The sequence below is a fragment of the Butyrivibrio sp. DSM 10294 genome (assembly GCF_028539135.1).
Lineage (GTDB): Bacteria > Bacillota > Clostridia > Lachnospirales > Lachnospiraceae > Butyrivibrio.
In genome coordinates this window covers 38,208-63,116 of record NZ_JANSWL010000067.1, presented here as the reverse complement: position 1 = coordinate 63,116, position 24,909 = coordinate 38,208, and the positions used below count along the sequence as shown (strand labels likewise).

Below are 24,909 nucleotides of genomic sequence, written 5' to 3'. Positions count from 1 at the left end.
ATCGTGTATAATGGTAGAGATATTGTTAACTTTTTTTAAGGAGGTTTTGTATGGATTACAGTAGTGCATACGCAATTGGCGCAGTTGTGGGATCATTGGTTATGGGTATAGTACTCGGACTTGTTCCGCTCATTACAGGTATCAAGAAGCAGAAGGTAGGACTTGGTGTTGGCGGTTTCTTCGCTTGCCTTGTAGGTGCTTTCGTACTTGGAATCTTACTTGGAGCACCTCTGTGTGGTCTGTTCATGTTCCTGATTCTGAGAAAGCCTAAGGATGCTCAGAATGATCAGAGCGTTCAGTTCCCTCAGGGCAGCAACGATCAGCAGGCTATGTAAAGAAGTCTGCGGGAACTAAGAGTCATCAGTGGGGACGATTTTTATACCAATGGGGACGGTTCTGTTTGGTAAAGTTTTGCAAACAAAACTTTACCAAACAGAACCGTCCCCATTGGTATAAAAACCGTCCCCTTCGACTAAAATATTCGACTATATTATCTCTCTTTCACAATCGGCGGTATCTGCGATACCAGATTGTCAATATGCTCGAACACACTGGACTTGGTAGTGCCAAGGCGGTTGACTCTCTCGAGCTGATCAACCAGTGCATCGTATTTGTTATTGATGTCGTTGAAGCTGTTGCCGATCTTGATAAGTTCGTCGGAGGCTGTATCAGCAGTATCTGAGATCTCCTGCTGAACGGCGTTGGCTCCGTTGGCGCTCTCAATGATCTCAACGAAGGTCTCCTTGGTCTCGTCAACTTCGCGTAGGCTCCTGTCCATGGCTGCGATGGAGTTGGCCATGCTCTCGGTGAGCTTCTCGCTCTCCTGTCCGGCAGCGTCGATGCTGGCGTTAACCTGGCTGATCATTACTTTGATCTCATCGGCAAGCTCACGAACCTCAGTAGCAACTACGGCGAAGCCTTTACCTGCGTTACCTGCTCTTGCGGCCTCGATGGAGGCGTTGAGGGCCAGGAGGTTGGTCTGGGTTGCAATTCCGATGATCTTCTTCATGTAATCGGAGATCTGGTCAACGGCGCTCTTGAAGTTCTCGAACCCCTGAGTCATCTCATCGAAGCTGGCGCGAACCTCGTTGGAACTGGTCTTTAGCTCCTCTACTTTGTTCTGGGCATTCTCAACGCTGTTAAGAATATTAACTTTAACATCCTCGAACTTGGAAGCGCTGGTATTAACTGCTTCGAACATCTCGTTAAAAGCATCCATCTGCTCCCGGAGATTAGCATTACTCTCCATTACAGTATTTACGGCAACTCCCATATCATGGATCTCGGTAAGGGAGTTAAGCTCGTTCTGAACAAGCTCCTTCTGGAAGGTCTTGATAGAATCTGCGATATAAACCAGAGACTCCATCTTCTCAGCGTCAACGGAAGACTTTACTACCTGTGTCTGCTGATTGACCTCTGCTTCGTCTTTTTTCTTAAACATATCTGTAAGCATAATGGTTCTCCTTTTTTATTCAAAAACAACACAGGTCATTGTCTGGTTAACAAACTGGGCATTGTAGTGCTCTCCAAAACCAATAAGTCCGCAGGAAGTTCCAAGGGATGCGATCTTGGACAGATAACCGTTGAGCTCGCCCCTCTCCTTCAGAACCAGATAGCGGAAAATACAGTTAACGGAGTAAATGCCTGATATATGGTTAAAATCAGCTTTTATCTTATCTACGGTAGTCTGAGCAACCTCCATGGGATCTCTCATCTCAAGTAGCGTCAGGATATCAGAGTCATTGGCCTGACGGTACAGGATAAGTCCTGAGCCGGCAACGTCCTTGATGGACATGATGCACACGTCATTACCGATCATCTTGCCGAGCGGATTCTTGAAGGTCTGAGCGATGATCTCTTTGTCGCTGCTTGTGTGGGTAAGCTCCATATATACCTGCTTGGCTGAGCGGCCGTTGAGCTCGCCCAGATAATATTTGCTCTTGTCGGTCTTGGAGGCGATGAGCTGGGTGTTGTCCTTGGGAACATAGATGTTCTCCTTGTAGGTCTTAACCTTGCCGCCTTCATTGCGAACAACTGCATATACCATTCCATCGTTATAGATCTTGCCATTGCAGGAAACCTTGCTCGCATCGCCGGTGGCACCCATAACCTGGAGATTATATTTGTCCACCAATCCTCTTAAGGTGGTGAGAACAGCTGCATCGTTGCCGGTACAGAAATCAATGATGGCAGTATTATCCTTGCCGGGTCTAACTTTCTCCAGATCCTTTTCCAGCCTTGCGATATGCCTTGCAGGCATGGTGGATACACCCTCCAGAACACCGGTAGCAACGGTCACGCCCTCTGAAAAGGCCATGACAGAAACACCTTTTTCCTGAATCGCGGAATCATAGCCCATGCCGATACAGCCGATACTGGGTACGCCGGGATAGGCTTTTTCAATGTCAGCAACAGCCTTGTCAAAACCATCCTCGCTGCAGGTAAAGACTATGAGCCTGGGGGATGAAAGGCCTCTTACTGCGTCACTAACGTTACATTGTGGGTTTTTACCGTAGAACATTTTCATGAGACATGTCTCCTTTTATATTTGAAAAAAAGATTCTTCTTATAATATTACGTTATAATGACTGGAATTTTATAAAAAATCGACTATTTTTTGGTTAAAAAACATGAAATTTTGTATTAAAAAAGCAGAGGCAGGAATGAATCCTGTCTCTGCTGATTTCTTCTTAAATTATCAATCAAAATATTGTATCTTCTCAACCACCTTGACAGGGCTGCTGACAAGTCCTGCGAAGGTCTGCCCATCACTCTTCCTGCCCACGATCCCGCCGTAGTGTGTGGGAATCGCATAGTCCGGTCTCATGCCGTTGATGAGCTCTGCTGCCCTCTTGGTGTCCATGGTGTAGGTTCCGCCAACGGGCACCAGTGCGATATCGCACTTGATCTTCCTGGCTTCCTTGGTGGCGCCGGTATCGCCTGCGATGTAGACTCTTTTGCCCTCAATACGAAGGATATAGCCAACCCACTCGGCTCTCCTTGGATGGAAGGGCTTGACGGTGTTGTAAGCCGGTACCGCCTCCAGCTCAAGGCCGTCGATCTCACGATATACTCCCGGCCTTACGGTCTCGATGGATCTGACTTCCCGCTCAAGTTCCCTGGCGTCGTCCTCCATGCGCTCCGGCACGATCATGATGGTGTCCGGACAAATAACTTTTCTGATGTCTTCGATGGAAAAATGGTCATAGTGCGGATGAGTAATCAGGACGTAATCAGCATCATGTGGCTCTTCCTTCATCTTGAAGGGATCCACATAGATGGTGCCTTCCGCACATCTGATCCTGACACTGCTGTGCGTGAATACTTCGATCTTGTCTAACATAGTTATCCCCCACTCATAAACAAGAAAAAATAAGTTAAAATACCTTCACTATCTATCTTATCACACTATGCACCTATGTGAAAACCTCATGAATTGCCGGGGTTAACATGAACCATCACGTGCTTGACGTTTGGATACTGCTGTTCCACGCTGTTGTGGACGCTCTCTGCGATGTCGTGTGCTTCCACCAGGGTACTGTCTCTTTTGGCTGCGATCTCCAGATCGATATAGATCTTGTTACCGAACTGCCTGGTATGGAGAAGGTCCACCTGCTGAACTCCCGGCTGCTTCTCTATAAATTCACGAAGATTATCCTCGAACTCCTTGCCGCAGGAGGTATCAAGCATTTTGACAAAAGCGTCCTTGGAAATGTCGTAAGCTACTTTCAATATGAAAATACAGATAAAGAGACTGGCGATTGGATCCATAACGGGAAAACCAAGTCTTGCCAGACCGATACCGATAAAGGAACCAACTGAAGAAATGGCATCAGACCTGTGGTGCCAGGCGTCTGCCTTGAAGGCTGAGGAATCAAGTTTCCTGGCGTAGTACATGGTATACCAGAACATGGCTTCCTTGGTCACGATGGAAACAACCGCTGCGATAATCGGAAGAATAGTGGGAACGGGAATCTCCTCACCTGCCATGAGCTTATGAACTCCGGTGGAGGCTATGCTAAGACCTGTCACAGCAAGGATAACTCCCAGTATAAGAGACGCAGCAGATTCCAGTCTCTCATGACCGTAGGGGTGCTCCTCATCTTCGGGCTGCATCGACATGCGAACTCCCAGATATGCGATAAAAGTTGCGAAGACGTCAGACAGGGAATGAACCGCGTCACTGACCATGGCTCCGGAATTACCAAGTAATCCTGCGATCAGCTTGAAGGCTGAGAGCAGAACGTTTCCGAAGATACCAACCTTAGAGACCTTCTTTACTATAGTTTTTTCATCCATTACATTACCTCCATTACTTTCGTCATCTTCTCGAGGTAAATAAAAAAGCCCACCCCGGAACCTACTACTGTCCCGCAGATGCGCTCAAATGTCTGATCTGCTGTCGCTATCAACGACCCGGCCACATGCATTTCTTGTACGGGAAAAGCATTGCCTGCTCAGTTTGTACTGTAGATGACACATATGTGTTTATGCAGTGCAAAGAGTTTTTATCATCGTAACATGTGGAATTTTTCGTGTCAACGTCAGCGCCTTTTTCTAAATTATTAAATGTCTCACAATTTAATAGTTGACAATTATTAGATTGTGTGCAATTATATTTTTAGAAACACAAATCAAACACCTTTCAGATCGGAGGATATAAATCATGGAATATAAATTTACAGAAGAGAATTTTGAGAACGAAGTATTACAGAGCGACATCCCTGTACTGGTTGACTTCTATGCAGACTGGTGCGGTCCCTGCAAGATGATGATGCCTGTTGTTGAGAAGCTGGCTGAAGCCTACGACGGCAAGGTCAAGGTAGGCAAGGTCAACTCTGATGAGAACAATCAGCTGGCTGCCAAGTACGGCATAATGTCAATTCCCAGCTTCCTTATTATCAAGAACGGCGAAGTTGTAGACAGCGCAATGGGTGCAATGCCCATGGATACACTGGCTAAGAAGCTGGATGCCGTACTGTAATATCCCCCATAATAAATAGTCTCCTGCCGGGCCGTAACAGGCCCGGCCTTTTTGTCTCCCCAAATCATTAAATCTTTCTAAACTTTACCAAAAGCTGATTTTTTGTATGCGTACTATTGTAAAATTAATGTTGCCAGGCATCACAAAAATGAATTTTTATTTCATTGCAACTCTAGGAGGGAGATAGTTCATGAAAAGATGTAAACACACACAAAGATCTATGCGTATGCTTTCGTTATTACTGACACTGGTAATGATGCTAAGCATGAACACCCGCGCATTTGCCGCGGATGAGTTCACAGAGGAGGCGTATACCGAAGCCGAGGAATTTGCTCTCGACGAGGAATATGCTAAGGAGTATGAAGATGATGGGGATGATTATATAGCTACTCCCGAAGACATCGATAAACTCCTTGGTAACACAGCAGAAGAAGAAACCTATGATGAGGTCATCACAGAAGAGGATACCTTAGAAGAGAGCGCCTTGGAAGAGAGCACCTTAGAAGAAGAACCTGTATCTGAAGAGATTCAGGAGGATGCCGAAGAGGTTCTTCTTGAAGATGCGACAGATGAGGCAGTACCCGGCGTAGAGGACAGCAATATCCAGACAGCCTTAAGCCTCCTCAAAGCCAGTGGTTCCTTACCTAATCTTAAGGCAGGGGATGCCAATATCCCTACTGATAAGTTCGCTGTAACCCGTTACACCAACTATGTCAGAGTAGAAAACAAATTTACCGGCAATGATGCTCCCAAGCTGTACGCAACTCTTATATATGCCACTCCTGACCAATATAAGGAAACAGCTTTGCTTGGATTTGAGATCGCTCCCGGCAAATCCATTAAGTTATCCTCAGTATATACTCCGCAGACAGACAAAGATGCTGTGAATGAAGAATCTAACTATACATTATGGATTAGCTATGCCGATACCGATGATGAGGGTACTCCCTACTCCTTCAAGATACTTGGATACATACCAAGATATGATAATGCCGGAAATGAAGTACTCGTCGATGGAAACCCTGTATATGACAGAGCTGTCATGGATGAAGTATCACTTCCTGCAACTAACGTTGTTAATCCCGCATCCGATACAACATGGGCTGATGGCTACGAAGGCATCAAGATGAAGGCTCTTATCCAGAAGAATCTTACATCGGTTAAGATCAGCTGGGCTCCTGACACCAAGAACAAGCCTGAGCAGAAGAGCTACAAGAAATATGCACTGTATCACCTTGAAGAAGATACTACCCAGGAGACAGGTTATAAGGAAGACCTTATCAAAGAGCTTAAGTCCAAATCCATTACAATTAAGAGCGTTGACACTGAGGCAGATTCACTTCTCTATCTTCTTAAATGTATGGACGCAGATGGCAACGTACTTGCTCAGTATGTAACCGCAGCAGCACCTTACATGCTCCAGATGCAGAGTGGCAACGAAACAGGCGAGTTTAGCTACACCATGACCCAGAGACCTGACATCGCTCAGACTTATTATGTGGAGCTTGCTGCCAAGAAAAAAGAAGCCGACGTCAAGACTCCGACAGGATTCCAGGAAGCCTGGAGAACCACCTATAATTCAGATCCCGGTTTCAACCAGGGCAATAGCATCGGCCAGTTCTTCGTTAACAAAAAGACCACTCCGGATGCAATCATGTTAAACTACAAGGCCGATGCCCCTGAAGTTACTATAGGCACCACCTACTATGGCCGCGTAAGGACTGTAACCTATGTCAACACTCTGAAGATTGTATCAGCTCCATCCAACGTTCTGTCCTGCAAGGCCGGCCCCGATAGGTGTCATGTACTTACAAGCGCAGGCGTTTATTATGACACCAGAGATGCCAAGAAAGGCAACAAGTACAATCTTGCAAGAGCTAATGAGCATATCAATTCCTATATTGACGGATACGACGTACCCCTTGCTTCGCAGATGTATGTACATGGTACAAACTATTCTGTTTGTGCCAAGAGCGGACTTATTTATTTCTTAGTCAAAAAAGATCACATCGCTGATATCAAGTCCTTTGACCTGTTAAAGTGCGATCATGAGAACGGTGTATATAAGAAAGTAAAGAATTATACCTTCAAGAATGCTGCACTTATGGAATGTACCATTGAGGAAAATTACCTCTCAGATTATAAGATCTTCGCAATGTACTACAATAAGTTCACTCCTGAGAAGGAAGCTTACTATTCCGTTCGTGCCATCTCTACCACTAAGAACACCCCCGGCGGATGGGGCATAGGAGAACTCATCGTTCCCGAGATGGATGAAGTTCAGGGCCTTATTACCTCAGATGGCGGTTCCGACAGAATTGTTCTCATGTGGCTTGCAGATGACTGTGTAAAACAGTACTGGCTCTACAGAAGCGACAAGCCCTTCAAAGGCGAAACAAGAGAATCTGTTACCCAGAACAACGAAGTACTTGTAGCAAAGATAGGAATAAGTAAAGCAAAGAAACTTGATACATTCCCGACAGAAGAAGAAGATAATCCAAAGTCTATTAAATACATTACCTATACGGATAAGAAAAATATCAAGATCAATACACCTTATTACTACTATGTACGTCCTGTTTACAATACCACAGCTGCAACCAAAGACAGCTCAGCGTACATCACCAAGATCTCTGATGAGATAATGGGTAAGGCATCTGCCCTCTACGCACAGGTTAAGAACTTCAAGGTAACCAATGCAGCCACCAAGAAAGTTAAACTTAGCTTCACTCAGCTTAAGAACATTGACCAGTACAGAGTATTCAGACTTGAAGTTGACAGTGATATCAAGAAGCTCACTGAAGATATGAAGCCTAAGATTGATGACCTGTATGCAGAAGCTGAAGCCGCAGGCAAGACAGAGCTGGCAGATATTGAAGACTACATCTCACAGCTCTCTGCAGACAGATGGAAAGAGTTTATCCAGAAGTTCGGAGTTGGATCCTATCACTGGACTTACATCGATACAATAGGCACCAGCGGAACCAGCACCAAGGCACTTACCTGGACTGACACAAGCGTAAAAGTAGGCAAGTACTACTTCTACCTCGTTCAGCCTGCTACAGCACCGAAGACCAGTCAGGACAAAACAGCTTCCTCAAGTATCTACTTCACTTATTCTTCAAGAATAATGAACAGACCTCTGGCTGTTGACAATGCAAGAATTGCATACGAAAGCTCAGGAATCAAATTAACGTATGCTTATAACTCAAGGGAGACCAATAAGAGTTACCTGAAAGTTGAACTTAGTATGGACGGTGGAAAGAACTACTTTGTAGTACCGAATGGTTCTTATATTCACAAGAATCCTAAGAGAGGCACTGAGCTTAAGTACATGCTGAGAGTAAGATACGACGATGGAACAGACTCAGCTGTCAGTGATGCTGTAGAACTGAAGTACAGCCTGCCATCCTCCATCGAGGTAACAAGAACAGCCGGCTCCGGTGAGTTCAACAACAATACCTTCACTCTCAAGAAGGGCCAGGAAGCTACGATATCCTACAAGGCCATCATGAGCAGCGGAGGAACTCCTACCAAGGGCTCTGTATCAAGAAGCGCAACACCTGACGGAAATGAAGTACTTACAAATATTCAGTCAGGCAACAACAGCTTCTCATTCACAGCTAACAAGAAGGGAACAGTATCCTATACTCTTAGCTGCGAAGGCTTATCGAGAACTATTACCATCCAGGTAACAGAATAATCCTAAATAACAACCAAGGCCGCTCGGGTTTAACCCGGGCGGCCTCTTTCTATCTAATAATCATTACCTATAATCCTTATATCTTGATCTTCGTCCACTTCCCCTGCCTGAACCTCACCGAGCCAAATATGAACCTGGACACCTGATCCGCCAGGATTCCCATCCACACTCCGTTAATTCCAAAGCCCAGCATATATCCGAACATATAGGAAAAAGCTGTTCTGATGACCGTAACGCTGATGATGGATGCCATGGCTGTGTAGCCCGTATCTCCGGCGCCTCTAAGACATCCCATATAGATGACCTGGGATACCTGGAAGATTACGACAACGATTATGATCCTGGTGATATCAACGCCGATCTTCACAATCTCAGGCTCCTTGAAGAATGCAGACATCAGTGCATGACCTCCGAAGAAATAGAGACAGGCAAGAACCATGGATATGCCAAGTCCCAATATTCTGCAGGTGCGGCCGTAGTCTTTGGCAAGCTTCTCATTTCCCTCTCCAAGGCTACGTCCGATCAGAGCCACCGCAGTTGCCTGCAAGCCGTCTCCGAAAGAGAAGGACAGGCCCATGATGTTCATTCCCACCTGATGGGCAGCCATAGCCGCAGTTCCCATCTTGGCGGCCATAATTGAAGTCGCCATGAATCCAACTCTCATAAGGATCTGCTCAAAGAATATGGAATAACCAACTTTGGAGAGCTGCTTGAGAGCGGTAATTCCGGGCAAAATCCTGTTTTTGACAATATATGGAATGCTGACGAAGCAGTCTTTTTTGAATAATGACCTGATACTCATGATGCTGGCAACTATAGTCCCAAGGACAGTTGCAAGGGCAGCTCCCCTTACCCCCAGGGCGGGAAAACCAAGGTGACCGCCGATCAGCAAATAGTTGAAGATCACATTCACGGTATTGGAAGCTAAGTTGGTACGCATCGTGATCCTGGTGTTGCCTGCGCCTCTCTGGGCGGAATTGATGCCCATCTGAATGCAGTTGAAGATCATCCAGCCCATGACGATCCTGAAATATGAAACCGCCAGGTCATGGGTGTCGGAGCCTGAGCCGCAGAATCTGATGATAGGGTCCGCAGCGCCCACCAGTACTGTGCCGATTATAACTGCTGCCAGTATGATAAACATTAAGCCCGATACCAGTATCCTGTTGGCGTCCTCTCTTTTGCCCTCTCCCCTTCTTCTGGCCACCAGCGCCGACAGAGACACGTTAACGGCAAAAAACAGGGACAGCCCCATGAACTTGGGCTGAGTTGTAAGACCCACCGCTGCCACGGCGTCGCTCCCAAGGCCGCTGACCATGTAGGAGTCCACAAGACCCACGAAGGCGGTAAAAAAGGACTCTATTACCGCAGGCCAGGCCATATTTACTGTTTCTTTTATTAGCTCATTAGTTTTCTTTTCCATAAATAGTATTATAACCGCAAAAATAACGATGAGCCATCAGCCCACCGTTATCCTGTTCTCATTTTTTGTCACCAACAGGCTCCTTCATCAAAAGACTCCTTCATCGAGAAGCTTCTTCGGGAGATTCGAAGTGAAGGGACGATCCTTTTTCAAAGATATCAACTATCTCCTCGTAGGATCGAGCCTTGCCGTAGTAGAATCCCTGAATTCTGGTGCAGCCTATCTCCTTAAGGAACTCCGCCTGCTCCTTCTCCTCAACGCCTTCACAGAGGGTATCTATGCCAAGCCCCTTGGCCATATTTACCATCTGAGTCAGGATGATCCTGCTGGCATCACCTTCATTGAAGCGTTCCATGAAACGCATATCAAATTTGAACAGATCAAAGTGAATCTGATGCAGAACGTCAAGAGATGAGTATCCGCTTCCGAAGTCGTCCATCCATACAGGGAAGCCAAGACTTCTGAACCTATCGATCTGCTGCTTCATAAACTCGAAGTTGCCACCGATGACGCTCTCTGTAATCTCGATGCTTATCATTGAGCGCCTGATACCCGCATCGTCCACCCTGCGGCGGATCTCCTCAACCAGATCGCAGCTCTCAAAGTCCATTCGTGACAGATTGACGGACTGGGGAACAGGGTAAAAACCGTCTGCTTCCTGCCTCTTAAGTTTCTTCAGAACTTCTTCCAATACATAGAGATCCAGCTTGTATATCAGCTTGGACTGTTCAAGGGCATGGATAAAATATTCCGGTGACAGGAAACCAAGCTCAGGATCCACCCAGCGAGCCAGGGCTTCTTCATCGCAGACTTTGCCTGTGCTTGCCCGTACAATTGGCTGATAATATACCTTAACCCACCCCTCTTTGAGAGCACGGTCAAGGCTGTTAATGATATGCTGATCGATCTCACTTCTTTTGAGCATATCCTCGTCGTAGTAGGTAATGGTGGAGGCCAGCCCACCTTTTTTCCTGTCACAGGCGTACTTGGCGCGGTCACAGGCAACGTCTGTATCAACATCTTCAAGCTTGTCAGGGTAGATTCCCACACGAATAGGGAGCCTTGAGCCGCTCATAATCGTCTCGCATTCCTTAAGGATATCGCTCAGAATACCTTCTACCTCAGCTGCATCGGCGACTGCCGTAAAACGGTCTCCGCTGAACCTGCAGACTCTGTTCTCTCCAAAATTCTTAGACAGAATCCTTGCAAAATCGATCATCAGCATGTCGCCCTTTTTGAAGCCGTAGCGGCGGTTATAGTTCCTGATGCCGATCATATTGATATATACCATGACAGCTTCTTTGCCCTCAGCCTTTAGGCGGTCTCTCTCCTGCGCCGCAAGGCTAAAGAACTTTCTCATATTGGGCAGGTCAGTAAGTCTGTCATAGTAAATCTGATGATTAAGATCTTCGATATTGTGCCTGATGCGATCTCTCATCTTCCTGAAAGCCTCGGTCAGGGCTCCGATCTCATTTTTACTCTGATAGGTCAGGTCAACGTTGTAGTTGGAATCCGCCAGCTTCTTAGAAGCGTCGGTGAGCTGCTGGAGAGGCTTTGTTATGGCTCCCATGACAAAGAAGATCAGCATAACAAAGATAATAATTATGATTATGGTTATCAGCGAGGTGCCCCACAGAAGCGCTCTCCAGCTGGCATTTATCTCCTCAACGGGTACGATACAGCACAGCTTCATGCCGTTGGAAAGAGTGGAAAAAGAGAGCTGCCTCTTTTGACCGTTTTTGGTATAGCGTATCAGATCATCATTGCTGTTGTTGGTCTGCATGATCTGGAGCTGAACCTCTTTAGGTAGCCAGTCAAAGCTACTTCCCATAGTTGCCTCGGGATGATAGATAATACGTCCGGTCTTATCAAGAAGGCATACAAATCCCGTCTTGTACAACCTGAAATCCTTGACCTGGGCTGCCAGCGCTTCACAGGATATGTCAACACCCATAACTCCGATCAGCACGCCTGCCTTATAGATGGGAACCATATAGGAACAGACCCACTCTCCCTGATAGATGTAGGGTCCGATCCATCCGGGGCTTCCCTTGGCCACTGCGGTGTCATACCAGGAAGCCTCCAGCCCCTCATTAACCTCCAACGCGGAAGCATCAAGAGGATTCTGGCGGATAAGTCCGGTTTTACCCTTCTTCATATAGAAAAAGCCGTGCTCGCTTTTGCTTAGCCCGGGATCAATGCAATAATAGTATGAGATTACGCCCTCGGTATTGTCTGCAACACTGGAAAAAAGAGGCTGAATGCCGTTGCAATAACGTACAATATAATCATCCAGCTCCTTGATCTGCGTGGGGGTCCTGGCTGCTTTTTGGCCTACGGCTCCCTCTTCCACCAAAAGAACACTGTCCAGATCATCGATTGCAATGTTCGAGACAATGTCAACAGACTCCTTGACACTCTCAAAATAGTTCTCAAGAAGTCTCTCCGTTCCGGTGTTGATCAGGTTCATGGTCTCAACTGAATTGTTAATTGTTTCATTCCAGATGATGACATGACTGGCGCCGGAGACGGACACTATACTTACCAGAATTACGAGTACAGTGATAAGCGTAATCGTCGAGCGGATGGAACGCATCTGCCGTTATCTCCTTCTTACAGCCTGCGCTGTATAAGTTTACGGGTTCTCATACAAAATAGTCATCTCGCGGTACTTATTCTTAACGGAACCATTCCAGGAGGCCTGAATTCCTTCAAGTCTCTGGGAGGTTACGTAATATCTCTGTCTTGAAAACAGCGGAATCCAGGCGGCGTCCTCCTGAACAATGATACGCTCAAGCTCATTGTATTCGTGAATACGCTCACTCCTGTCGGATATTGTCCTGGCCTTCTGTATGCGCTCCATGATATCTTCCCTTGGATAGCAGAGGCTCCTGAAGGTGGTGTTGCTCTCATTTCCGTAGAAAGTATATATGAAGTTGTCGGGGTCATTGAAATCCGCCATCCACTGAGCTGTATAGCAGGCCATCTGCCCGCTTTTTCTCAGCTTCATGAACTCGCTCTCATCCATGACATCGATGCCTGCTCTGATTCCGATCTGTTCCCACATGGATGCCGCAAGTCTGAGCACAGCCAGCTCCCACCTGGTGGATGCAGAGTTGACGCTGACAGTTAAGTCAAATCCATCCTCGTAGCCTGCCTCCTTAAGAAGCTTTGCCGCAGCCTCAGGGTCATAGGGGATCTCCGGAAGATCCGGATTATAGCCGTAGAGACCATGGGGGAAAATACCGTTTTCCACATAGCCGTTATCTCCGTAGACCGCCGCCAGAAGGGCGCCTCGATCAAGGGCCAGCTGCATTGCCTTGCGGACCCTCACATCGTTCAGAGGCTCTATGCTCTCATTAAGTGCAATATAGGTTATTCCTATGCGCTGTACCTTGAAGAGTCTGTCCTTATAGATTTCTCCGTGGATATAGTACTCAGCAGTATTGCCGGCTTCGTCCAGGTCAAGAACGTCGATATCTCCGGCGTCAAAGAGCTTGGTGATATAGCCGGCATCAGTCATAAAACGAAGATTCAATCCTTCGCATTTGGGTTCTCCCAACCAGCAGTTTTTGTTGGCGATAAGGAGCATTCCGTCTCCGGGCACCCATTTCCACAGGATAAAAGAGCCTGTTCCTATGGTCCACTCCGGATCTGTTCCAAAGCGCTCTCCTGCCTCTGTCGTCGTCTCCTCATCAAGGATAGAAGCTGCAGGCATGGACAGGCAGGCAAGGAATGCCTCGAAGGGCTCTTCCAAAGTCACAACGAAATTCAGATCATCAATGACCTTGAAGCCTTCAAGGGTATCGGTCTCACCATTTTCCAGTGCCGATGCGCCGGCAATTATATCAACAATATCCTGATTGCAGGAATCAGGGTGAGTAAGAAGCCTTGTAAAAGTATACTGAACATCTGAGGCTGTAAGGGGAGATCCGTTACTGAAGGTGATATTCTTCCTTAAGTGGAAGGTATAATCACGTCCATCCTCGGAAATATCCCAGGACTCTGCCAATGATGGCAAAACTTCCATCTCACCGTTTGCATCATTCTCCATCTCCACCAGGCGGTTGAACACGTTCTGAGCCACAGTGTAGTGAATTGAAGTGCACTGGAAATCAACCGTATCGGGTTCATCCTCAACGGCCACCAGAAAATGCGATACATCCGGCTCTGCAGACGTCTCCTGCTGCAGAATAGGATTCTCAGGGATCTGCGAATCACAGCCATAGCAGGCTGCAGTAAAAACGGATATGGTAAATAAGCAGACCAACGTCCTCTTCCAAAATATACGGTTCATGACGGTCTCCTTTGCATAAGTTTTTTATTTAGCGGGTATACTGCCTCTTATACATCTATCTTACAATGAGACCGGGAGAAAATGTCTTAAATAAAGATAAAGAATAATGCATTATTTCGTAAATTTGTTCTTGAAATTTTTATTTATTTTGCACGATCGAGTAGGCTGAAAGCATCCATTCGCTTGCCGGTCTTGTGCTACAAAAAGAGTCGCCGTCATTGTCTTAACAGCGACTCTTCCAAATTAGTCTGTAGCTTTATATCCTTCTATCTTGCATAGGGGAGCAGGGAGTTCAGGAAAACATCGGTTTCTGTGGCATTTTCCGAGCCTTTTTTGCTCCTTCTGTGGGAAGTATCCTTAACCGGATTGTAAGGATAATATCCTTCGATCACAAAAAGTGTATCGTCTGAGACCTTGAGATTTCTCATCTCGAAGGTGGATCTGTTGAAATAGTGGTGCCTCCAGTTATAGTAGGGTATCGTCTCCTGCTCCATCAGCTCATTGTACTCTTCACCGTTATCGGGATTGTAGGTGATGTCATCCCAGGTGGCGTCGACTTCGTACCACTTATCCTCTATTCTGACAAGGTTCCAGGCGTGGGGCACCCTTGACTCATCCTGCTCCGAATCATTTCTGAATACCTCTCCCGACACATATCCGCAGGGAATGCCGGCCAGATGCAGCAGATGCTCGAAGGCAAGGGCATATCCGCTGCACAGAGCGCAGTTGGGAGTTCCTTCGGAATTGGCAACCAGAGCGCCGTAGGCTGTATATTTGAGATCCGAACAGTCCTCGTCCGGGGCTATATCATTGTATTCATCGTAGCAGGCAAGGTCTATGAGCTTGTCATGGATCTGCTGCTCTATCTCAAGATCCGAAAGACCAAGGTCTATATCTTCCATGAAAGCTGCCGTGGCATCTTCAAAGGCCTGTATCTCCTCAGAGAAATCATTTTCCACCATGTTGAAGAAAAATATGCAATAGTCATCAAGACTTATTTTCATGCAATTGATAATATCCGGCGAAGCTGAAAGGTAGAAATATTCCGGGTGATCGCGTCTCATGGCGGAATAAACATACCATAGATACTTCTCTCCCAGCATCTTCAGCTTGTACTCGGGGATAACAACGGCGCTGACGTAAGTAGGGTCCTGCCTCCCTGCCAGATCCAGAAAAAGATTGTAGACAGCCTTGTCCTCATCCGACAGCGCATTGTACATAACCCAGATATCTTCCCTTGGAATAGCGTCGTCCGCAGTCTCGTAGAGCAGACACCTTCCCGTCAGTCCCTCCAGCTGCTCATTAATCCGCACCGGCAGGATCTTGCCGGCTTCCGCATCCGCTGTTTGGATATTGGTGCCGACAATCAGCGCATTGGCGATAAGGACAGCTGTAAGAATGTAAATTGGTATCCTAAGATACCGGATAAAATTGTATCGGCCGTGATAAGTACTTCTTCCCATATCTCCGGTCTCCTGTTTCAAAAAATAATTTTTCACTCTCGACTTGGGATAGGGATATTATATTCTGTAAAAGTTAACAAACTTGCAACTGCGCCTAAAATCTATAGATATTTCATTAAATTACAAATAAATACATCGGAAAAAATGATGAAAAGCTATAACATTTTTTTGACTTAAACGTTATCTTAAAAGCTGGGAATAGGCCTTGATCATCCTTGAATCCACGTCCCTGAAATGATTGCCCTCATTCCACTCAAGGGTACACTTTATACCACGGCTCTGTAGTAGTTCGTGGGCCTCATTAATCCTGTCGGCAACGGTTGCCATCACAGGATTCCGTGCCTTGGCCTCTTTATCTCCAAGACTTAAGTACACAGCCCCGGCCTTAATCTCATGCTCCGCCATGTATTCCACAAATCCCGGAAACCACATGGAAGGAGAAGCTGCTGCCACTGCACTAAAAACATCGGTCTGATATGCGCTCCACAGAGCAAAAAGTCCCGCCAGTGAATAACCGCCTATATAGTAGGTTCTGCCGTCTCCTTGGCAATTTGCCAAAACTTCTTCAAGGGTATCTTTTGCCCCCTCTCCGAAGTTCTCCTTGCCAAAAACTGCGGGAGCCTTCCAGGGAGACAGCTCATCATTCCAGCGTTTAATCTTAAATACACGCATCAGGAAATCCGCATCTGTCCGCTCCTTAATGCCTGCTATCTCCCTCTCTATGAGTTCCATACTGTGCTCATCGGCCATCTGCACCAGAACTGTCTGCGCTGCAGCATTTCCGTACTCGATCATTTCCAACATAAGACTGTACCTCCGCCCCTGTATGGTAGACGTTTTAATTCTTATGATTCCTTTTTTTGGATGCCTTATCCGCATACATATTTGAATCCGCTCTCTCGAATACGTCTTCGGCAGTTCTGTCTATACCCAGATCATATACGGCGTAGCCAATTGCTGCAGAAACTCTCTGCCAGGGCTCAAGAGCTGTATTCTCCTCGTGCTCTGACAATAGCTTATTAAATTTCGCCACCAGTGCATCAATATTGTTAAGGTCCCCATTAACCAGGACTATAACAAATTCATCTCCGCCAATCCTGAACACCGGTGAATGCTCAAATACTTCACAGGCTATATTGCATACTGTCTTAATGGCGAGATCTCCTTTATCATGTCCATAGGTATCATTGATTTCCTTGAGATAATTAAGATCTATCATGGCGATACCATAGGATTTGAGCTTGCCTTTAGCATAAGCCCTTGTAACCCCTTCGATCTCTTTATTGTAGGAATACTTGTTTCTTACGCCGGTAAGAGCATCACTATTGGCCATTTCGCGGATTACTCGCGACTCTTCACGGACGGCTCCAAGCTCCTGCCTGGTAGCCTCAAGGCCGCTAAAGTATTTGTTGATATCCGATTCCATTTTCTTCATCGATTCTGTGAGTACACCGATCTCATCTGAAGACTTAATGGTAAGTTTGGCAAAGTCATCACGCACGCCTGATTTGCCGTCAGCCCAGTAATTTTGAGCAGTTTCAGACAGCACTTTTATCGGCTTTACTATGGTACTGTTTAGGATCAGCGTACTTATAAGATAGCTAAGTACATGGATTACGATCGCCACCAAAATAAGCGCAACCGTAAAGCTGTTCTGCATCCTCCTTACTTCATTCATGGAGATGTCCGTCGCAGTATAAGCTATTGTCTCATTATTTTCATCTTTTATCGGCCGCATGTTGCTGACCAACCAACCATATTCCTCAGTTTTGGTAATAGTCGGGTCCATTCCGTTTTCCGGATTCTCGGCCAGCATAGCTGCCCATTCATCAGCCCATTCATAGCTGTCAATACATCCTATCGGACATGGATCCGCATTGTCTGCATCCACAAGATAAATGAAATCATTCCTGTCTTCGGAGAGTTCCGGATATAGGATATAGATGCAGCTCACATTGCTGCCATCCTGCACTACCTTCAGATCGTGCAGGACATCCTTGTACTCTTTGGTATCATATAGCGATTTATATAGGGCCTGATACTCCTCAAATGCCTCAGATCCCCATTCAGAGCTTGTGATCTTAGTACTGCCTCTGTAGATCTCAAGCACCTTATCCCTTAAGATCTTCACCTCATCGGGGTCGACATTTGCGGCCGCAACATAGGACGCACTGTCAGCACTCTCCTTAAACATAACATCAGCAACGCTTCTGACAACAACTGTGCTGACAACAATAAGGAATGCGCCAAGAAGCGCTGTAGTCAAAAATATAAGAAGAGCAAATTTTTTTCTTATCGAATGTTTCATGTTCCTATACCCTCAAAGAAACTTGCTTCCCCAAACTATTCCTATGATGTAGGTGTCAAAAGTACCTTTTGACACCATATGATATACGAATTGCTCCATGACTAAAGTCATTTTCGCAATTCTACAAATATTCGGAAACCGCTAATTTACTGCGTAAATTGCTTATTCCTCATATTTGTTCGGGTCATAAAGTCAAAATGCTTAACATGCAAGCATGTACGCATTTTTGACTTTTGACACCCATATCATTCCTATTCTATTTTAATATAAACGCTATTACGTTAACAAATTAAAGGTTTATAAACGAGTGTATTGCATCAGTTCATACTTAAGCTGAGTGCCCTCAGAGATGTCTTCGGGCAAAAGAGCACGCGCCACAAGCTTAAGATCATCAGATTCAATATCGGTTCTTCGAAGGTTCGCATAGTCGCCATCGATGCTCTCAACTACGTAATACCAGGTTTCCATATTGTCGGTCTCCTTTCATAAATAAAATCCTTTCGCTTGTCGTAGGCGGAAACCCACTGCCCTTGGGCGGTGGGAGGAGCCTTGTAAATTCGTAGCCATCAACCTTGGTTCTCGATATATTTTTGTATAGTTGCTGAGGATACTTCGCCTATACTGCAAGCAAAATAACCATCTGACCAAAATATCTTATGCTTCCAGTAACACTTAGATAAAAAGTTTGGATATTTCTGCCATAGATAGTGTGTGGTCTGTTGCTTAATAAGCTTTACTATGTCGCATACTCTATCTGTAGTATCGTAGCTTATCAGGAAGTGTATATGGTCTTTGTCGGCTTCCATAGCTATAATGTCGTAATCTTTAGAATTACAGATATCATATATTTGCTGTTTAGCATCGTCAGCAATAGAGCCTTTAAGTATCTGTTTGCGGTACTTAGTGACGAGAACTATATGCACTTTTAGACTGTACTTGCGTCTGTTATGGCGATTATATCTGCTATCCATAGGCTGTTTTACGATAATGTCTCGATTTTTACGGAAACTCCATTATTGGTATCGTAATCATCCACTATGAGTATTCCATTATCAAGTTCGATTTCATAACCTGCGTCTTTCAGGGCTTGGATTATTATGTCTTTAACTTTGTTTTCCATGATAAAATCTCCTACAAATAATTGACTTTCACTAATATATGTTATATCATTTGTTTAGTGAAGTTACAATGAGGTACACTATGGAACAGATGACAGTCACGGCTAAAATTCAGATATCCGTTAGTGCAGACAATAAGGTTCTACTTGATAAAACCATGTCTGTTTATTCTGATGCCTGTAATTTTGTGTCTGACTATGTGTTCCGTACTCACGACCTAAAACAGTTCTCACTTAACAAGGTTTTGTATTCTACACTCCGAGAAGAGTTTGGACTTAAATCTCAAATGGCTCAGTCTGTATTTAAGACTGTTATCGCAAGATATAAAACCATTCTCGAAAATCAGAAAGAGTGGATTCAGCCATCTTTTAAGAAGCCACAGTATGACCTTGTATGGAACAGAGATTATTCTCTTATGCAAAACTGCTTTTCAGTAAACACGCTGAATGGTCGTGTTAAGTTGCCTTATTTCGCTGAAGGGATGTCTAAATACTTCGACCACGATATATATAAGTTTGGCACTGCCAAGCTCGTAAATAAGCACGGAAAATATTTTTTGCATATCCCTGTTTCTTATGATATCGAGGAAAGTAATATCTCTGATATCTGCAATGTTGTAGGCATTGATAGAGGTATTAACTTTGTTGTTGCCACTTATAACAGTAAGCACAAGTCTGGATTTGTAAGCGGTAAAGCCATCAAGCAGAAACGAGCTCACTATTCTAAGCTTCGTAAAGAACTCCAAATGTGTCAGACACCATCTTCAAGACGTAGATTAAAAGCTATCGGTCAGCGAGAAAACCGTTGGATGCAGGATGTTAACCACCAGGTATCAAAGGCACTCGTTGAATCCAACCCGAAGCATACGCTCTTTGTTCTTGAAGATTTGTCAGGCGTTCGTAATGCTACAGAGCGTGTCAGAACCAAAGACCGCTACGTTTCCGTATCGTGGTCTTTCTATGACCTTGAACAGAAACTTGTCTACAAAGCTAAACAGAATCAGTCTACTGTTATTAAGGTTGACCCTCGTTATACGAGTCAGTGCTGTCCTGTATGTGGACACATTGAAAAAGCCAATCGTGATAAGAAATTGCATCTGTTTACTTGTAAGAACTGTGGCTATAAATCAAACGATGACCGCATTGGAGCTATGAATCTGTACCGCATGGGAATCAACTATCTCGAAGATAGTCAAGTACCTGATACAGTTACGACAGAGTAAATCTTCGTCGTAAGGGGCGGTGTCAACCGTCCCATGATGCGACCCCACGGAAGTTACACCGACAAAATGTAGGAGTTATTGCAACGAACTACAGGGGAGTCGCAAGCCACGTACCTTTAGGTGCGTGGTAGTTGACGTTTCTTGTTTCTCATTTTCAGATATTGTCAAAAACTGCCTCTGCAAGCATCATCTGTTCATGGCCATAGGCACAGAGTTTCACATCGATCTCATAGTCAGGATGAACACTGACGAACTGCCTGTAGGCCTCAAAGCACTGCTTGGTGGACTCAGCTGTTGGGTTATCAAGACGGCCGCCAAATATCCCTGAACTTATAAGGGGAAAAGAAATACTGTGATAGCCATTATCCTTCAGCACAACAAGCGAGTTGTAATAGGCATCATACAGTGCCTTGAACGCAGTAGGTGTTACAGCAAAATTAGGCCCTACCGCATGAATTATCGCCTTGGCATTAGTCAGATTAAAGGCAGGAGTAATTATAACGTTAGGCCTGATTCACTTCATCCAGAAATTTCTTGTACTCTTCATTTGTGGGATCCAAGGTAACAGCTTTGTAAGCGCAATCTGCAGCTGCATCCTTTTCTCCCATGTTGTGATAAGCGTAAGCCATCCAGTAGAAGCAATCTGCTTTCTCTACCGGATCAGTTGTCTGCTTCTCAGACAGTTCATATTCCCTGATTGCGTCATTGTATTCAGCCTTGCTGTAATAAGAATGTCCGATAAGCTTATAGCAGTCTTGCAGCAATGCTGAATCCGATGTATTATTTGTGATTTCTTCAAGACATGACATCACACTATCATATTTTTTCTGATAGAACATAGCGCATGCTCTTTGATAGCCGTATTTTCCCCAATCAAGGCTAGTTTTATCAAGCTTATTCTGAGCAGAAGTATATTCTTTTTCTGCTAGTTCATAATTTTCTATAGCACTATATACATCACCGCAATTACCCAAATAAAAAGCTAATGATTCATCGCCGATATCTTTACTTTTTCCCACATTGTAGGCAGCTCGGTACTTTTCCAATGCCTTATCATACTGGCCTTCATCATAATAAGTGTGGCCATAAATACAGTAGAAACTACTAAGATAAGGATTATCCGGATGTTCAGCGATTTCTTTCTCGGCCAGTTCTCTTACTTTGTCATAATTATCATCTCGTCTGTAATAAGCAGAAATGATCAGTTTGCGGCATAAATCAGCTCTACCATCCAAACTAATAGACTTTTCATAATCTGCTATTGCCTGATCATAGTCTCCTTTATAGTAATACATTCTTCCCCTGGCTTCATAATAAGATGCGTATCCTTTTACACTAATCGCCCTATTGATATAGCTTATTGCCTCATCATAGTCTTTCATATTAGCATGAACATAAGCCATTCCTGCCAGTGAACTATAGTGCTTACTATCTCGTTTTATTACCTCGTTAAAATCTGCCAGAGCTTTTTCGTAATTCGCATCACCGCCGACCTCATAGTATGCCCATCCGCGAAGGTAATAATATTCGAGATTGTCGGGCGTACATTCAATAGCCTTGGTATAGTCATCAACGATAGCCTGAAGATTGTCGTCAGTTGGTTCTCTGAATCCGGCACGTCCTATATAGAGTGTTGCATCATAAGGATTTTCAATTATTGCCTTATCATACAAATCCAGTATCTCTGCTTCACTACTATCTATTTTCTGGCAAATTTCCGCCATATCACTATACCATTCAGCGCCGGCATAGTTGGTAATATCCTTCTTTATATCCTCCTTATCATCACCGTCAACCATTTCATGGAACATGCAATAGCTTGCGTACAAAACATCTTTGTCATCAACAGCATGTTCCTTGCAAGTCCTGATATATCCAAACCTATATTTATTCTCGATTTCCTCATCCTCGCCATTATACTTCTCGATAGCGGTAAGAAAATCCGCCAGTGCCTCATCTGTACGTGATGCTCCGGCCAGTCTGTAAGCAGTGCCTCGCTCATAGTAATACTCCGGATCATCCGCATATGCAGAAGCCACTCTGCGATAATCCTCAATGGCAAAATCAAAGAGTCTGCTTGCCGCCTCATTATCTTCATCCTTAAGCTTCTCTCCATAAATAACCTGGAATCCGGCGCGCTCTCTTATCAGCTTGGTGTTATCCCTGTCATAGGAAATTGTCTCATTAAGAGCATCAAGAGCCCTCTCTTCGTAGCTCTTAAAGTATGAGAGAGCCTTATATGCCAGGTGCGCTTCTTTTGCCTTAATTGAATTCATCCTATCGAATTGATGGAGCGAAGCATACAGAAAGAAAATTCCTACTACACCGACCAAAATGGTCATAGCAAAGTCTTTAAAATTAAACCCTGCTGAAGCCTTCTTCCCATCAAACCCTCCCTCACGGATTTTGAAATAGTACGCATACGCCATAACAGCTACAAAAATCTCGAAAAATACTGTCACAAAGAATGCATAGTTAAACATCCTCAGCTTAGTGCTAAGGCTCAGAAGCCCGAAAGTTCCGACAAAATCAATCAGTATTGCACTCAGGATAGCTACTATGATTTTGTGAAACCTACTTCCGCCTTTTGCCTGCCCGTTAACCCTGATCACATTACTCATACCATTACCTCCTGATTCTATTTTTTTGCATAAAAAGAGCGCAAACTAAATGCCGAACATTCAGTCGCGCTCCTAATAGCCCAATAAATATTGCATATTTCTATGCTGCGCACCGCTATGTCGCATTCATATGAACATCACATAATTCAGTTGAACCTATAACTATTGTTTCCATTTTCTTCCTAATCTGCTGCAATAATAGCAATATATCTGACAACAATCTCCACACATGATTATTGTCCTGTTATTTCCTTCTACATTCTATTCTTTCGAAATAGTCGCGTCAATTGTAAATTGTTCATATAAAACACAACAAAATTTTAGAAATTATTTCCGTTCCATCCCCAGTCATCGGAGCCGAAGTAGCGAATGTACATGTGGTCGGGAGCAACTCCGAGGATGTCCCCGTAGATACCTGTCAGCTCTTTGGTCATCTTGCCGTATACGTCGGAAGATGCGCCGCCGTAGATCTTAACTTCTATGAATGCTGTGGGCTGAGAGTCGTCGCCTCTGAAGTACATGGGGATGTCTCCCTCGATGGCCAGCATGAGCCAGTTCTCGCTCTTACCGGGAATGATTGAGATGGCCTTACCAAGGCGTTCCTTGAGCTGTGTCTCTTTTTCTTTGGATACTGTTACGTTGGTTTTGGTTGAAATAAATGGCATGATCTTCCTCCTTAGTATGTGCCGGATCTATTTAAGATATTCTGTGATCTTACTTATCAGTCCTTCATCTGCGGGGAGCCAGTTGACATCACCGATGTCGTCCCGCGTCACCCACTTCGCTGCCTCATGTTCCAAGAGTGACAAATGGCCCTTTTGTACTGTTGCCCAGAAGCAGTGCATGTGAAGGTGAAAAGCCTCATAATCATAATCGATGACATCTATCAGGTCATGGACTTCGATGTCCGTGGCAAGCTCCTCTTTGATCTCCCTTACAAGAGCCTGCTGCGGCGTCTCTCCTTCTTCGATCTTACCGCCGGGAAACTCCCAACCGTCCTTGAAATCGCCGTAGCCGCGCTGGGTGGCGAATACCTTTGTCTTATGTTCATAGTTGTCGCAAATAACTGCTGCGACTACATTTACTGTTTTCATCAGATTTACCTCAGTTTCTTATGCTTCGTATGAATCTCCCCGCATTTTTCCACAACTGTATTTTCCCATATAGTTATGGAAACATTCCTCAGAACAGGCTTAGCTGCTCGTAGTCACTGCTCCGTGCCAGCTCCGGCATCGGCTCTTTTATCATATCCATTGCTGCGAAAGAGTCATTAAGATACTCCCTGACATTCCTCTTATCTATCATGACAGGCATTCTGTCGTGAACGGGCCGCATCGACGCATTGGCCGCAGTTGTCAGTATCACAAAAGAGTCCTTGTTATCGCTAAGGTCATAGAAACCTGCAAGATACATAGGCTTCTTGTCAGACCTTCTGAACGTGAACTTCGTCTTGCCGGGATCCCACTCGTAGAATCCCGCCGCAGGCAGAATACATCTCCTGTTTCGGATACTGTCAGCGAACATTGATTTATCTGCCGCCGACTCAGCTCTGGCATTAATTATGAGCTTTTTATCCTTGGATGCAATCCCCCAGAACAGCTCTGACAAGGCGATGTTGGCGTCCCCGCTCTTGCTGCGGATGATCCCCGGCGTTACCATTCCGGGAGTGATATCGCCTGCGCGGGTACTAAGCATCCCCTTGGGAAGATGCAGCTCTTCCTCGATTTCATATGCAGTTGCCCCGTCAAAAAAGTATCTTCCGCACATATT

At 45.1% G+C, this 24,909-nt stretch carries 22 protein-coding genes and 1 riboswitch; of the genes, 4 read left to right on the top strand and 18 right to left on the bottom strand.

From position 1 onward, the window contains the following. Window positions 1-50 precede the first annotated feature (50 nt). Window positions 51-335, top strand: coding sequence for a hypothetical protein (locus tag NXH67_RS07045; RefSeq protein ID WP_022777486.1), 285 nt, complete (start codon window positions 51-53; stop codon window positions 333-335). Window positions 336-490: 155 nt separating this feature from the next. On the opposite strand, the gene NXH67_RS07040 is transcribed toward NXH67_RS07045, so the two are convergent. From NXH67_RS07040 to NXH67_RS07025, 4 genes are all read right to left on the bottom strand, one after another. Then, window positions 491-1,453 carry a methyl-accepting chemotaxis protein gene (locus tag NXH67_RS07040; RefSeq protein WP_272796882.1) on the bottom strand — a complete coding sequence of 321 codons (963 nt, stop codon included), beginning with the start codon at window positions 1,451-1,453 and terminating at the stop codon, window positions 491-493. A 15-nt stretch (window positions 1,454-1,468) separates the two neighbouring features. Continuing rightward, a complete protein-coding gene (locus NXH67_RS07035) occupies window positions 1,469-2,527 on the bottom strand; it encodes an FIST signal transduction protein (RefSeq protein ID WP_272796881.1) in 1,059 nt (352 codons plus the stop codon). A gap of 171 nt (window positions 2,528-2,698) precedes the next feature. Next, window positions 2,699-3,343, bottom strand: a complete 645-nt coding sequence (locus tag NXH67_RS07030; RefSeq protein WP_022777483.1) for an MBL fold metallo-hydrolase — start codon at window positions 3,341-3,343, stop codon at window positions 2,699-2,701. 86 nt (window positions 3,344-3,429) lie between these two features. Continuing rightward, window positions 3,430-4,299: a cation diffusion facilitator family transporter gene (locus NXH67_RS07025; protein WP_272796880.1), complete on the bottom strand. Its 870-nt coding sequence runs from the start codon at window positions 4,297-4,299 to the stop codon at window positions 3,430-3,432. Between the two features lie 65 nt (window positions 4,300-4,364). After that, window positions 4,365-4,471: riboswitch (NiCo riboswitch) on the bottom strand. A gap of 195 nt (window positions 4,472-4,666) precedes the next feature. Between NXH67_RS07025 and trxA the strand changes: the two genes are divergently transcribed. Further along, window positions 4,667-4,984, top strand: coding sequence for a thioredoxin (gene trxA / locus NXH67_RS07020; RefSeq protein ID WP_022777481.1), 318 nt, complete (start codon window positions 4,667-4,669; stop codon window positions 4,982-4,984). Between the two features lie 190 nt (window positions 4,985-5,174). Continuing rightward, entirely contained in the window at window positions 5,175-8,687 is a 3,513-nt protein-coding gene (locus tag NXH67_RS07015; protein ID WP_272796879.1) for a hypothetical protein, read from the top strand. Between the two features lie 76 nt (window positions 8,688-8,763). Here the strand turns inward: NXH67_RS07015 and NXH67_RS07010 are convergent, their stop codons facing one another. From NXH67_RS07010 to NXH67_RS06970, 9 genes are all read right to left on the bottom strand, one after another. After that, complete coding sequence (locus tag NXH67_RS07010; RefSeq protein ID WP_022777479.1) at window positions 8,764-10,110, bottom strand: MATE family efflux transporter; 1,347 nt, start codon at window positions 10,108-10,110, stop codon at window positions 8,764-8,766. Window positions 10,111-10,210: 100 nt separating this feature from the next. Then, the gene (locus tag NXH67_RS07005) at window positions 10,211-12,706 is read right to left on the bottom strand and encodes an EAL domain-containing protein (protein ID WP_272796878.1); all 2,496 of its coding nucleotides are present in this window, start codon (window positions 12,704-12,706) and stop codon (window positions 10,211-10,213) included. Between the two features lie 39 nt (window positions 12,707-12,745). Further along, complete coding sequence (locus tag NXH67_RS07000; protein ID WP_272796877.1) at window positions 12,746-14,407, bottom strand: ABC transporter substrate-binding protein; 1,662 nt, start codon at window positions 14,405-14,407, stop codon at window positions 12,746-12,748. Window positions 14,408-14,673: 266 nt separating this feature from the next. Further along, complete coding sequence (locus tag NXH67_RS06995; RefSeq protein WP_272796876.1) at window positions 14,674-15,870, bottom strand: transglutaminase domain-containing protein; 1,197 nt, start codon at window positions 15,868-15,870, stop codon at window positions 14,674-14,676. Between the two features lie 180 nt (window positions 15,871-16,050). Beyond that, window positions 16,051-16,674, bottom strand: coding sequence for an alpha/beta hydrolase-fold protein (locus NXH67_RS06990; protein WP_330676636.1), 624 nt, complete (start codon window positions 16,672-16,674; stop codon window positions 16,051-16,053). Between the two features lie 34 nt (window positions 16,675-16,708). Next, window positions 16,709-18,178 (bottom strand): sensor domain-containing diguanylate cyclase, encoded by a 1,470-nt coding sequence (locus tag NXH67_RS06985; protein WP_272796875.1) that lies wholly within the window; start codon window positions 18,176-18,178, stop codon window positions 16,709-16,711. 297 nt (window positions 18,179-18,475) lie between these two features. After that, window positions 18,476-18,646, bottom strand: a complete 171-nt coding sequence (locus tag NXH67_RS06980; RefSeq protein ID WP_272796874.1) for a chorismate--pyruvate lyase — start codon at window positions 18,644-18,646, stop codon at window positions 18,476-18,478. A 98-nt stretch (window positions 18,647-18,744) separates the two neighbouring features. Then, window positions 18,745-19,149 (bottom strand): IS200/IS605 family transposase, encoded by a 405-nt coding sequence (gene tnpA, locus NXH67_RS18380; RefSeq protein ID WP_022777472.1) that lies wholly within the window; start codon window positions 19,147-19,149, stop codon window positions 18,745-18,747. 8 nt (window positions 19,150-19,157) lie between these two features. Continuing rightward, window positions 19,158-19,298, bottom strand: coding sequence for a hypothetical protein (locus NXH67_RS06970; RefSeq protein WP_022777471.1), 141 nt, complete (start codon window positions 19,296-19,298; stop codon window positions 19,158-19,160). A gap of 80 nt (window positions 19,299-19,378) precedes the next feature. Here NXH67_RS06970 and NXH67_RS06965 point away from each other — a divergent pair, with 80 nt between their 5' ends. Further along, a complete protein-coding gene (locus tag NXH67_RS06965; protein WP_022777470.1) occupies window positions 19,379-20,518 on the top strand; it encodes an RNA-guided endonuclease TnpB family protein in 1,140 nt (379 codons plus the stop codon). A 154-nt stretch (window positions 20,519-20,672) separates the two neighbouring features. On the opposite strand, the gene NXH67_RS06960 is transcribed toward NXH67_RS06965, so the two are convergent. From NXH67_RS06960 to NXH67_RS06940, 5 genes are all read right to left on the bottom strand, one after another. Continuing rightward, complete coding sequence (locus NXH67_RS06960; RefSeq protein ID WP_272796889.1) at window positions 20,673-21,014, bottom strand: macro domain-containing protein; 342 nt, start codon at window positions 21,012-21,014, stop codon at window positions 20,673-20,675. A gap of 7 nt (window positions 21,015-21,021) precedes the next feature. After that, window positions 21,022-23,139, bottom strand: a complete 2,118-nt coding sequence (locus tag NXH67_RS06955) for a tetratricopeptide repeat protein (RefSeq protein WP_272796873.1) — start codon at window positions 23,137-23,139, stop codon at window positions 21,022-21,024. A 320-nt stretch (window positions 23,140-23,459) separates the two neighbouring features. After that, window positions 23,460-23,804 carry a phenylpyruvate tautomerase MIF-related protein gene (locus NXH67_RS06950; RefSeq protein ID WP_272796872.1) on the bottom strand — a complete coding sequence of 115 codons (345 nt, stop codon included), beginning with the start codon at window positions 23,802-23,804 and terminating at the stop codon, window positions 23,460-23,462. A gap of 27 nt (window positions 23,805-23,831) precedes the next feature. Beyond that, entirely contained in the window at window positions 23,832-24,233 is a 402-nt protein-coding gene (locus NXH67_RS06945) for a (deoxy)nucleoside triphosphate pyrophosphohydrolase (RefSeq protein WP_272796871.1), read from the bottom strand. An 88-nt stretch (window positions 24,234-24,321) separates the two neighbouring features. Further along, entirely contained in the window at window positions 24,322-24,906 is a 585-nt protein-coding gene (locus tag NXH67_RS06940) for an SOS response-associated peptidase (protein ID WP_026668571.1), read from the bottom strand. Window positions 24,907-24,909 lie beyond the last annotated feature (3 nt).